The sequence below is a fragment of the Sphingomonas sp. CCH9-E2 genome (assembly GCF_001557215.1).
GTDB lineage: Bacteria > Pseudomonadota > Alphaproteobacteria > Sphingomonadales > Sphingomonadaceae > Sphingomonas.
Genome location: NZ_LSJM01000136.1, coordinates 1 through 10,642 on the forward strand (window position 1 = coordinate 1; position 10,642 = coordinate 10,642).

Annotated in this window: 13 protein-coding genes; 5 read left to right on the top strand and 8 right to left on the bottom strand. The window is 66.5% G+C overall.

The annotated features are described in order from the left end of the window. From AX681_RS07380 to rpsD, 3 genes are all read right to left on the bottom strand, one after another. On the bottom strand, positions 1–389 hold a 389-nt coding region (locus AX681_RS07380), incomplete at its 3' end, for an agmatine deiminase family protein (RefSeq protein ID WP_443026340.1). Between the two features lie 4 nt (positions 390–393). Then, complete coding sequence (locus AX681_RS07385; protein WP_066659275.1) at positions 394–2,052, bottom strand: M28 family metallopeptidase; 1,659 nt, start codon at positions 2,050–2,052, stop codon at positions 394–396. A gap of 114 nt (positions 2,053–2,166) precedes the next feature. Next, on the bottom strand, positions 2,167–2,781 hold the full coding sequence (gene rpsD / locus AX681_RS07390) for a 30S ribosomal protein S4 (RefSeq protein WP_066659277.1): 615 nt from the start codon (positions 2,779–2,781) through the stop codon (positions 2,167–2,169). Between the two features lie 217 nt (positions 2,782–2,998). Here rpsD and AX681_RS07395 point away from each other — a divergent pair, with 217 nt between their 5' ends. Continuing rightward, positions 2,999–4,033 carry a hypothetical protein gene (locus AX681_RS07395; protein WP_066659281.1) on the top strand — a complete coding sequence of 345 codons (1,035 nt, stop codon included), beginning with the start codon at positions 2,999–3,001 and terminating at the stop codon, positions 4,031–4,033. A gap of 9 nt (positions 4,034–4,042) precedes the next feature. Here the strand turns inward: AX681_RS07395 and AX681_RS07400 are convergent, their stop codons facing one another. From AX681_RS07400 to glyA, 4 genes are all read right to left on the bottom strand, one after another. Then, entirely contained in the window at positions 4,043–4,321 is a 279-nt protein-coding gene (locus tag AX681_RS07400; RefSeq protein WP_066659282.1) for a hypothetical protein, read from the bottom strand. Between the two features lie 68 nt (positions 4,322–4,389). Further along, a complete protein-coding gene (locus tag AX681_RS07405) occupies positions 4,390–5,106 on the bottom strand; it encodes an RNA methyltransferase (RefSeq protein WP_269450343.1) in 717 nt (238 codons plus the stop codon). After that, on the bottom strand, positions 5,103–5,564 hold the full coding sequence (gene nrdR, locus AX681_RS07410) for a transcriptional regulator NrdR (RefSeq protein ID WP_066659284.1): 462 nt from the start codon (positions 5,562–5,564) through the stop codon (positions 5,103–5,105). The genes AX681_RS07405 and nrdR overlap by 4 nt, the downstream gene beginning before the upstream one ends. Positions 5,565–5,674: 110 nt before the next feature. Next, complete coding sequence (glyA, locus tag AX681_RS07415) at positions 5,675–6,988, bottom strand: serine hydroxymethyltransferase (protein WP_066682001.1); 1,314 nt, start codon at positions 6,986–6,988, stop codon at positions 5,675–5,677. Between the two features lie 134 nt (positions 6,989–7,122). Between glyA and AX681_RS07420 the strand changes: the two genes are divergently transcribed. After that, on the top strand, positions 7,123–7,599 hold the full coding sequence (locus AX681_RS07420) for a DUF3429 domain-containing protein (protein ID WP_066682004.1): 477 nt from the start codon (positions 7,123–7,125) through the stop codon (positions 7,597–7,599). Here AX681_RS07420 and rpiB read toward each other — a convergent pair. After that, positions 7,596–8,033, bottom strand: a complete 438-nt coding sequence (rpiB, locus tag AX681_RS07425; protein ID WP_066659127.1) for a ribose 5-phosphate isomerase B — start codon at positions 8,031–8,033, stop codon at positions 7,596–7,598. The two genes, AX681_RS07420 and rpiB, sit on opposite strands and share 4 nt — an antisense overlap. An 86-nt stretch (positions 8,034–8,119) precedes the next feature. Between rpiB and AX681_RS07430 the strand changes: the two genes are divergently transcribed. From AX681_RS07430 to AX681_RS07440, 3 genes are all read left to right on the top strand, one after another. Further along, positions 8,120–8,596 carry a hypothetical protein gene (locus AX681_RS07430; RefSeq protein ID WP_156442686.1) on the top strand — a complete coding sequence of 159 codons (477 nt, stop codon included), beginning with the start codon at positions 8,120–8,122 and terminating at the stop codon, positions 8,594–8,596. A 102-nt stretch (positions 8,597–8,698) separates the two neighbouring features. Next, positions 8,699–9,934, top strand: a complete 1,236-nt coding sequence (locus AX681_RS07435) for a DUF3419 family protein (RefSeq protein ID WP_066659137.1) — start codon at positions 8,699–8,701, stop codon at positions 9,932–9,934. Between the two features lie 26 nt (positions 9,935–9,960). Next, entirely contained in the window at positions 9,961–10,581 is a 621-nt protein-coding gene (locus AX681_RS07440) for a class I SAM-dependent methyltransferase (RefSeq protein ID WP_066659135.1), read from the top strand. Positions 10,582–10,642 lie beyond the last annotated feature (61 nt).

Below are 10,642 nucleotides of genomic sequence, written 5' to 3' on the forward strand. Positions count from 1 at the left end.
TCCATATGCCGCTTGGCGGCGAGACGGCGGCCGATATCCTCGTCGCCATCATATTCATATTTTCCGCCCCAGCCGTTGAAGCCGAAGGCATGGCCGATCCCGGCGCGGTCGACGATGACGCCGGTGTCGCGCAGCCAGATGTCGCCGAACGGGGCGACCACCACCTTGGCCGTGTCGCCGACGAGGAGCGCTGCCGCACCGGCGGCTTCGTCATCGGCGGCGACCAGCAGCACCTGTTCCCCCGCCCCGCCGGCATGAACCGCGCGGGCAAAGGCGGCGACCTCCGCCCGGGCGGCGCCGAGCGACTCCCACAGATCGGGATGGCTGGGGAAACCGATCCAGACGGCCTTGTGCGGCGCCCATTCGGGGGGGAGGTGCGGGGTCGTCACGATGTTACTTGGCTCCTGCGCGGGATTTGTCGCGGGCGGCACGGAATTCGTCGCCCTCGACCCAGTTGGGCCAGGCGGCGGTCATCGCGAGCATGCGTCCGACGGCATAATAGACCTGAAGATCCTTTTCCGCGCCCGCCCAGTTCCACTTGGGATCGAACTCGTCCTTCGGGCCGTGGTAGCGGTTCTTCTCATAGTCCGCAGCGGCGGCGCGACCGGCATCGCGGCCACCCTCGACCAGATCGTCGCCAGCGTCGAAATAGAGCATCGGCACGCCGTGCTTTGCCAGCATGAAATGGTCGGAGCGATAGTAGAAGCCCTTTTCCGGGGTCGGTTCGGCGTTCGCCATGCGGTTCTGCTTCGCGAGCGCGGCCTTGAGATAGGTGTCGAGTTCCGACTTGCCCATGCCGACCACGACGACATTCTTCGCCGGCGGCGTCAGGTTCATCGCGTCGATGTTCACCCCGCCCACGGTCTTGGCCAGCGGATAGACCGGGTTGTCGCCATAATATTTGGAGCCGAGCAGGCCCGATTCCTCGGCGGTGACGGCGAGGAAGACGAGGCTGCGGTCCGGAGCGCCGGCGTCCTTGTTCGCCTTGGCGATCGCGATCAGCGCGGCGGTGCCGGTGGCGTTGTCGATTGCGCCGTTGCAGATGTCGTCGCCATCGGGTGCGGCTTCGCAGCGGCCGAGATGGTCCCAATGCGCGGTGTAGAGGACATATTCGTCAGGCCGCTTGGCGCCGGGCAGGATGCCGATGACATTCTTCGACGCGTGCTTGCGGATCACATTGTCGAAGCTGAGCGACGCCTTGACGTTGCCGAGCGGGACGGCCTTAAAGCCCTTGACCTTGGCGGCGGCGGCGAGCTTGTCGAAATCCTGACCCGCGCTCGCGAACAGCGCTTTGGCCTTGTCGAGTTGGATCCAGCCATTGGCGGCGGTCTGGTCGGAATGGCCGTTGGCGGCGTCGGCGACCTGCTGCTCGCCGGTCCAGCTCGACTGGACGACGTTCCAGCCATAGGCGGCGGGTTGAGTGTCGTGGACGATCAGCGCGGCGGCGGCACCCTGACGCGCGGCCTCTTCGAACTTGTAGGTCCAGCGGCCGTAATAGGTCATCGCCTGGCCATTGAACGTCCCCTGAAGCCCCGCGATTTCCCAGTCGGGATCGTTGACGAGGATGACGACGGTCTTCCCCTTCACGTCCACCCCGGCATAGTCGTTCCAGCCCTTTTCGGGCGCGTTGATGCCATAGCCGACGAACACGACCGGGCTGTCCTTGACCGCGATGTTCGGGGTCACGCGATAGGTGCCGGCGACGAACTCGGGGCCGTATTTGAGGGACATCGACTGGCTGCCGCCGGTGAAGGTCAGCGGCGAGACATTCTGCGCGGTGATCGCGACCAGCGGCACGTCCTGAAACCAGCTGCCATTATTGCCGGGCTGAAGCCCTGCCTTCTGGAACTGTTCGACGAGATAGGCGAGCGTCTTGGCCTCACCCGGGGTGCCGGGGGCGCGGCCCTCGAATGCGTCGGACGAGAGCGTGCGGGTCGCTTCCTTCATCACGTCCATCGGCATCGCGGGAAGCGCGACGTCGGGCAGCGCGGTCTTATCGGACGCGGTCGAACAGGCGGCAAGGCCCAGCAGGGCGAGCAACGCAAGGCGCATGGGGCATCGTCTCCACGGATACGAGTGATGGGGGACTATTGGCAGCGGGCTGCACAAATGAAAAGGGCGGCCCCGCAGGACCGCCCCTTCGCATTTCGACCGGAAGCCGGCGCCTCAGCGCGAGTAGAACTCGACCACCAGGTTCGGTTCCATCTTCACCGGATAGGGCACTTCGTCGAGTGCCGGCACGCGGGTGAAGGTGATCTTCGACGCGCCATCCGGAGCGATGTAATCGGGGATGTCGCGCTCGGCCAGGCTCTGCGCTTCCATCACCAGCGCCATCTCGCGCGCCTTGCTGCCCAGCTCAACGGTCTCACCGACCTTGATGCGGCGCGAACCGATGTTGCACTTCTCGCCATTGACCTTGACATGGCCGTGGTTGACCAGCTGGCGCGCAGCGAAGATCGTCGGCGCGAACTTGGCGCGATAGACGATCATGTCGAGACGCTGCTCGAGCAGGCCGATCAGGTTCTGGCCGGTATCGCCCTTCATCTTCGACGCGTCTTCATAGGCGCGCTTGAACTGCTTTTCGGTCACGTCGCCATAATAGCCCTTGAGCTTCTGCTTGGCGCGCAGCTGGATGCCGAAGTCCGAAATCTTGCCCTTGCGGCGCTGACCGTGCTGGCCTGGGCCGTATTCACGCTTGTTGACGGGCGACTTGGGACGACCCCAGATGTTTTCGCCCATCCGGCGATCGAGCTTGTACTTGGCGCTGGAGCGCTTCGACATGATAAATTCCTAACAATTGCAACGACGTTGACCCGGCCAGATGGCCTGATCGCGATTCCGGTATCGCCTGTGCATACACACAGGGCCGCTGCTTCACCGGAGTGCAGGGCCGATTGCGAAGGCGCGCGGGTAGCGGCACGGGCACGCCGAGTCAAGCGATGCGGGCCGGGCCGGGTCATGTTGAACCGAGCCGGGAGCGCATGCTAGGCGCGGGCCGATGGATCTGGATGCCACATTGCGCGCGCTGATCGCGACACCCGATGGCTATCTGTTCGACTTTGCCGGTGGCGATGCGCGGATTCTCCCGATGGATCGGGCGGCCTATGCGCGATCGATCTTTCTCGACGAGCGGATTGCAGCGGATGTCGCTGGCGGCATGCGCGTGCCGATCGATGCGCTGGCGGCGGCGGCCGCCGGATTGCCGACGCACGGGCTGCGCTGGATCTTCCACATCGCGCTGTGCGGATCGACCCTGCTGGCGCGCGCCATCGATCGGGAGGAACGGGCGCTGGTGCTGCGCGAGCCGGTGCCACTCGCCCAGATTTCGCGGGCCGCGGCGGAGGGCGGTGACGACGCAGCGGAACGCGCCGCGCGGCTGAAGCTGTGTGTCGCGCTACTTGCGCGCCGCTATCGCCCCGACGCGCCGGTCGTGGTCAAGGATGCGCCGATCAACCTGATGCTGGAGCAGCTTCAGGCGCTCGACCCCGCTGCACCCGCAATCCTGCTCTACCACCGGCTCGAGGACTATCTGTGCGCGACCTTGCGCTCGCCCGAGCATCGCGCCTGGGCGGTCGCGATGACCGACGCGCGCGCCGACGGGCTGGCGCAGTGGTGCGGGCCGATCGGGGACCCCGACCCCGTCTTGCGCGCCACCGCGCTATGGCTCGCGCAGCTGCGGCAATTCGAGGCGGCGACGCGGTTCTGGGCGGGCGCCCATAGCCTCGATGCCGAGCAGTTTTTCGCCGAGCCGCGCGCGACGCTTGCAGCCGTCCATCAGCTGTTCGGTATCGCCACCAGCCCGGACGAGATCGACGCGATTGTCGCGGGCGACCTGTTCAACCATTACTCCAAATCGCCCGACCTGGCATTTTCCAACGCCAACCGGGTGCGGCGCAGGACGGTGCTGCGTGTCGCATTGACGCCCGAAATCACGCGGGCGCATGCGTGGCTGGAGGCGCGACTGGAGGACTACCCGCTCGACCCGCAATTGGCGCGGCCGCTGGCCGGGACGACCGCCGCGGCGCTCTACTGAATGCGCGCGTCAGCCATTGGGCTTGGCATAAGGCGTCCAGGCGTCGCGCCCCTCACGCTCGGCGCTGTCGATCATGCGGTCTTTCTCTTTCCGCGCCTCGGCTTCGCGCGATTCCCATTGGGCGCGGGTCAGGCAGGTATATTTGGCGAGGCGGGTGCCGACCGTATTGTCGCGCCGGCAGATCTTCTTTTCCTTTACCGGCTTGCCGGTCACGGTCACCGTGTCCTGCGCAACCGCAGGTACCGAAGCCGTGAGCAGCAGCGTGCCAAGGAAAAATACGGTCTTCATGTCGATCCCCTTGTATCAGCAGAGCGAGGATGCCGCGCCAACCCATTCTGAACAAGGACTATCTTGAGTCAGGCGCGATTACGCTTCTTCCCCTCAAGCGCCGACAGCACGCCGCGCAGGGTGCGCAGTTCCTGGCTGGTCCAGCCCGGCTTGGTCAGCAGGTTGCGCAGCGTCAATTTGGTGGTCGGCACGCGATCGGGCGGGAAATAATAGCCGGTGTCCTCGAGCAGTGCGTCGACATGACCGATCAGCCCCTCCAGCTCCGCCTGGGGTGCGGGGGGATCGAGGTCGGTGCGCGGCGGCTGGGCCAGCCCCTGCCCCTTCGACCATTCATAGGCGACGAGGATCACCGCCTGCGCCAGATTGAGCGAACCGAATTCGGGATTGATCGGCACGGTCAGGATCGCGCGGGCGAGCGCGACATCCTCGGTCTCCAGCCCCGAACGCTCCGGCCCGAACAGGATCGCCGAGCGGCCGGGCGCGGCGTGGATTTCCGCCGCAGCCTCGGCCGGCGTCACCACCGGCTTGGTCACACCGCGCTTGCGCACCGTGGTGGCATAGACGTGGGGGCAGTCGGCCACCGCCGCGGCGACGCTGTCGAACACCTGCGCCTTTTCGAGCACGATGTCCGCGCCGCTCGCCGCTGGCCCCGCCGAGGGGTTGGGCCAGCCGTCGCGGGGGGTGACCAGCCGCATTTCGGTGAGCCCGAAATTGAGCATTGCGCGCGCGGCCTTGCCGATATTTTCGCCCAATTGCGGGCGGACCAGAACGATGACCGGATTCACTGCTTGCCGACCTCGCTCACATTGCTGGCGAATTCCTCGAAATCCCTGGCCTCGCGGAAGTCGCGATAGACGCTGGCGAAGCGGATATAGGCGACCGAATCGAGGTGCTTGAGCCCTTCCATCACCATTTCGCCGATCCGCTTGGTCGGCACTTCGGTTTCACCCAGGGTTTCGAGCTGACGCTGAATGCCCGAGACCAGCTTTTCGACCTGGGTCGCGTCGATCGGGCGCTTGCGGCAGGCCAGGCTGACCGAGCGGATCAGCTTGTCGCGGTCGAACGGCTCGCGCTTGTCCTCCGACTTGAGGACGAACAGCTCGCGCAGCTGGATGCGCTCGAAGGTGGTGAAGCGCGCGGCGCACGCCTCGCACTGCCGCCTGCGACGGATCGCCGCGCCGTCTTCGGTCGGGCGGCTGTCTTTGACCTGTGAGGCTTCGTGGCCGCAGAAGGGGCAGCGCATTTAGCCCTCTCCTCGCGGGGGAAAGAATTGGGAGAGGGGCTGAAGGAGAGCGCATCGTGCATGCCCCTCTCCCCGGCCCTCTCCCCTGAAGGGGAGAGGGAGGAGATGCATCACGCCTCCGGGTAGATCGGGAAGCGTTCGCACAGCGCGCGGACGCGCAGCTTGACCGCAGCCTCGACCTCGGGGTCGCCGGCTTCGCCCTTGGTGCGCAGGCCTTCGAGGACGTCGGCGATCATGTTGCCGATCTCACGGAATTCGGCGACGCCGAAGCCGCGCGTGGTGCCGGCGGGCGAGCCGACGCGGATGCCGCTGGTCTTGGTCGGGGGCAGCGGATCGTTGGGGATGCCGTTCTTGTTGCAGGTGATGCCGGCGCGCTCCAGCGCCTCGTCCGCATCCTTGCCGGTGACGCCGAGCGGGGTGAGGTCGATCAGCGCGAGATGGGTGTCGGTGCCGCCCGAGACGACCGCCGCGCCGCGCTCCTTGAGCGTCGCCGCCAGCACCTTCGCATTCTCGACCACGGCCGAGATATAGCCCTTGTAACCGGGCTGCAGCGCTTCGCCGAACGCCACCGCCTTGGCCGCGATCACGTGCATCAGCGGGCCGCCCTGCATGCCGGGGAAGACGGCCGAGTTGAACTTCTTGGCCAGCGCCTCGTCATTGGTGAGGATCATGCCGCCGCGCGGGCCGCGCAGCGTCTTGTGCGTCGTCGTCGTCGCGACATGGGCGTGCGGGAAGGGCGAGGGATGCTGGCCGGCTGCTACGATGCCGCTGAAATGCGCCATGTCGACCATGAAGAAGGCATCGACCTTGTCCGCGATCGCGCGGAAGCGGGCGAAATCGATCACGCGCGGATAGGCCGAGCCGCCCGCAATGATCAGGCGCGGCTTGTGCTCCAGCGCCAGCGCCTCGACCGCGTCATAGTCGATCAGGTGGGTGACCGGATCGACGCCGTACTGGACCGCGTTGAACCATTTGCCGCTCATCGCCGCCTTGGCGCCGTGCGTGAGGTGGCCGCCGGCATCGAGGCTCATGCCCAGGATCGTGTCGCCCGGCTTGACCAGCGCGAGCATCACCGCGCCATTGGCCTGTGCGCCCGAGTGCGGCTGAACGTTGGCGAAGCCGCAGCCGAACAGCTGCTTGGCACGCTCGATCGCCAGCGTCTCGACCGTGTCGGACGGGTGGCAGCCCTGATAGTAGCGCTTGCCGGGATAACCCTCGGCATATTTGTTGGTGAACACGCTGCCCTGCGCTTCGAGCACCGCCTTCGACACGATGTTTTCCGAGGCGATCAGTTCGATCTGATATTGCTCGCGCTCCAGCTCTTCGCGCACGCCGGCGAACACCGCCGGGTCGGCATCGGCAAGCGTGCGGGTGAAAAAGCCGTCGGGCTGAACCTGGGCGAGCGTCTGGGGATTGGTGCTCATCGCGCGGATCCTTTATCAAGTGGCCGCCGACGGGCAGGTGCGGGCGACCTGTCGCGCACGCCCTTATGCGCTTGGCCGCGATTAGGCCAGATGCGATTGTTGCACCCTGCCCCAAGAAGCTGTTGAAAGCGGATATGGCCGATCCCGACACCTCCACCGCCCCCCTGCCCGCCACCGCCCGCCTGCTGGGCCTGGGCGGGCTGTTGCCCCAGCTCGCCGCGCTGGGTGCGGCGCTGGTCGGGCCAGAAGCGTGGTTCTTTCCGGCGCTGGCGGGCGGCTATCTCTATGCGGTGCTGATCTTCAGCTTTCTGGGTGGCACCTGGTGGGGGCTGGCGGCGCGGAGCGCGCGGTCGCTGGTGTGGACCTATATCCTCGCGGTGCTGCCGTCGTTGATCGCGCTGGCGAGTGCGGTGCCATGGATGACCGGCGATCCGTGGCCGCAGCCGTCGCTGATGCTGATCGGCACGCTGATCCTGCTCTCCCCGCTGGTCGATCGCGCGCTGACGCGGGCGGGGATGGCACCCGCGTGGTGGCTGGGCCTGCGCGTGCAGCTGTCGATCGGACTGGGCCTGACGACGCTGGTACTCGGGCTTATTCCTTCGCCTTATTAAATCTCCGGCGCGGTCAGCTTGTCCACGCGGCGCTGGTGGCGGTCGCCGCCGAATTGTGTGGCGAGGAAGGCGGTGACGCAGGCCTTGGCCATTTCGATCCCGATGAGCCGCGCACCCATCGCGATGACATTGGCGTCGTTATGCTCGCGCGCGAGGGTGGCGGAGAGGGGTTCGGAAACGAGCGCGCAGCGCGCGGCGGGGTTGCGATTCACCGCGATCGAGATGCCGATGCCGCTGCCGCACAGCGCGATCCCGCGCTCCGCGCTGCCATCCGCGATGGCGGCGGCGAGCTTGTAGCCATAATCGGGATAATCGACGCTGGCCCCGCTGTCCGGGCCGAGATCGGCGACATCGTGCCCGGCAGCGCGCAGCCACTCGGCCAGTGCGGCCTTGAGGTCGATCGCGGCGTGATCGGAAGCGATGGCGATGCGCATGGGGAGCGGTTCCGGCGTTGAGATGAAGCGATGCCGGTCTCTATTGCAGCGGCAGGCGAATGGCTACACCATAGCGTGAGCCTTGCTTGAGTGGAGTAGTAAGCGTGCGGGTGATGATGGTGGTGGGTGCGGCGGCATTGCTCGCCGGATGCGGCGCGAAACTGGACAATGCGCAGGAAGCGGCGCTGGTCGAGAATGCGATCGCCAATGCCGAAGCGGTAGCCGAAAATGTGACGCGGGAGGCACGGCGTGACGTGCTCGCCGAACGCGCCCCCGAACGCGACGCGTGGGTCGGCAAATGGATCGGGGTCGAAGGACTGGTGCTGGAGATCGCCAAGAGTGCCGAACCGGGCCGCTATCGCATTCTGAACAAGTGGAACCTCGATCAGGCCGAGCCCGGCAGCTATGACGGGCGGGCGAGTGCCAATGGCATCGTGTTCCGGCGCGGCGACGCGCGGATCGAGCTGGTCGCGGGCGACGGGGATGCAACGGGGATGAAGTGGCTGGCGGGCAAGAAGGATTGCCTGGTCGCGGCGCCCGGCGAAGGCTATTGCCGCGACTGACGGCGAATTCATGACGCTTCGGTGACAGCCGGCGTCACGCAGCTGACACGCAACCGCCATAAGCGCGCCGCAGGGGAAGCGCAGTTCCCGGGAGCCGATCGCATGGGTTTGAATGCCAGCCAGCCACGCAACGGGGCTGTCCGCAACGCCGTCCACCGTCATGAACATCTGAGCAAGGAAGGGCTGCTGGAGCGCGCCTTTACCTTCGCGTTCCGGGGACTGGTCTACGCCCAGATCTGGGAAGATCCCGAGGTCGATATGGAAGCGCTGGCGATCACGCCCGATTGCCATATCGTCACGATCGCGAGCGGCGGGTGCAACGTCCTGTCATACCTGACCGCGAACCCGGCGAAGATCACCGCGGTCGACCTCAACACCGCGCATATCGCGCTCAACAAGCTGAAGCGCGCGGCGGCGATCCATCTGCCCGATCATGCCGCATTCCACCGCTTCTTCGCCCAGGCCAACCGACCGGAGAATGTCGCGGCGTACAAGCAATGGCTGCGCCCGCATCTCGACGACGCGACCCGGCGTTACTGGGAGGGCCGCGATCTGGCCGGACGGCGGCGGATCAAGGGCTTTGCCGGTGGCTTCTACAAGCGCGGGCTGCTCGGGGGGTTCATCGGCGCGGCACATCTGCTGGCCAAGCTGTACCGCATCGATCCGCGCGAATTGCTCGCGGCGAAGAGCGTCGAGGAGCAGCGCGAGATTTTCGAGACGCGCCTTGCCCCCGTGTTCGACAAAAAATTCGTGCGCTGGCTGATCGACCAGCCAGCGTCGCTGTTCGGCCTCGGCATTCCGCCGGCGCAGTACGAGGCGCTGGCGGGCGACGATCCGCGCGGGATCGGCGCGGTGCTGCGCGGGCGGCTGGAGAAGCTCGCCTGCGATTTCGACCTGTCGGACAATTATTTCGCGTGGCAGGCGTTCGGGCGCGGCTATGGCGAGGGGGCCGATGCGCCGCTGCCGCCCTATCTGCGCGCGGCGAACTATGAGATCGTGCGCGACCGCGCCGAACGGGTCGAGGTGCGGCACCAGAATTTCGTCGAGTATCTCGACTCGATGCCCGACGGGTCGCTCGACCGCTATATCCTGCTCGATGCGCAGGACTGGATGACCGATGCGCAGCTGACGCGGCTGTGGACGGCGATCACGCGCACCGCCAAGCCGGGCGCGCGCGTGCTGTTCCGCACCGCCGCCGCGCCGACGCTGTTGCCCGGACGCGTGCCGGACGCGATCCTCGATCGCTGGGACTATGCCGAGGCGGAATCGCTGGACTTTACCGCGCGGGACCGTTCCGCCATTTATGGCGGCGTGCACCTCTACCGCCTCAAGCCGTGACAGCGGATTCGGGTCATGCCGGGCGCATGGACGCGGTCTATGCGGCGCAGCGGCATATCTATGACGTCACGCGCAAATATTATCTGCTGGGGCGCGACCGGCTGATCGAACAGCTCGCGCCCCCGCCGGGCGCGACGGTGCTGGAGGTCGGGTGCGGCACCGCGCGCAACCTGATCGTCGCCGCGCGGCGCTGGCCGAACGCGCGTTTCTATGGCGTCGACATTTCCGAAGCGATGCTGGAGACGGCGCGGGCCAAGGTCGCCAAGGCCGGGCTGGCCGACCGCATCACGCTGGCGCAGGGCGATGCGACTGCGTTCGACCCGCAGACTTTGTTCGGGGTCGCCGCGTTCGACCGGGTGTTTGCCAGCTATACGCTGTCGATGATCCCCGATTGGGTCGGCGCGATCGCGCAGGGCGCGCGCGTGCTGGCGCCGGGCGGCGTGCTGCATATCGTCGATTTCGGGCAGCAGGAGCGGATGCCGCACTGGTGGCGGCGGTTGCTGTTCGGGTGGCTCGACCGGTTTCACGTCACCCCGCGCCGCGAGCTGCCGGTGGCGCTGCGCCATGTCAGCCGCGAACAGGGACGCGATTTCGGGTTCGAGACGCTGCTGCGCGGCTATGCCTGGGCAGGCACAATTCGCGCCTAGGTTGGATCGACCATTAAATCCCCTCCCTGAAAGGGAGGGGATTTAATGGTCGATCCAACCT

Coding starts and splice junctions, on each gene's coding strand:
- AX681_RS07385 (WP_066659275.1), bottom strand. CDS start 2,052: ATGCGCCTTGCGTTGCTCGCCCTGCTGGGCCTTGCCGCCTGTTCGACC.
- rpsD (WP_066659277.1), bottom strand. CDS start 2,781: ATGTCGAAGCGCTCCAGCGCCAAGTACAAGCTCGATCGCCGGATGGGC.
- AX681_RS07395 (WP_066659281.1), top strand. CDS start 2,999: ATGGATCTGGATGCCACATTGCGCGCGCTGATCGCGACACCCGATGGC.
- AX681_RS07400 (WP_066659282.1), bottom strand. CDS start 4,321: ATGAAGACCGTATTTTTCCTTGGCACGCTGCTGCTCACGGCTTCGGTA.
- nrdR (WP_066659284.1), bottom strand. CDS start 5,564: ATGCGCTGCCCCTTCTGCGGCCACGAAGCCTCACAGGTCAAAGACAGC.
- glyA (WP_066682001.1), bottom strand. CDS start 6,988: ATGAGCACCAATCCCCAGACGCTCGCCCAGGTTCAGCCCGACGGCTTT.
- AX681_RS07420 (WP_066682004.1), top strand. CDS start 7,123: ATGGCCGATCCCGACACCTCCACCGCCCCCCTGCCCGCCACCGCCCGC.
- rpiB (WP_066659127.1), bottom strand. CDS start 8,033: ATGCGCATCGCCATCGCTTCCGATCACGCCGCGATCGACCTCAAGGCC.
- AX681_RS07435 (WP_066659137.1), top strand. CDS start 8,699: ATGGGTTTGAATGCCAGCCAGCCACGCAACGGGGCTGTCCGCAACGCC.
- AX681_RS07440 (WP_066659135.1), top strand. CDS start 9,961: ATGGACGCGGTCTATGCGGCGCAGCGGCATATCTATGACGTCACGCGC.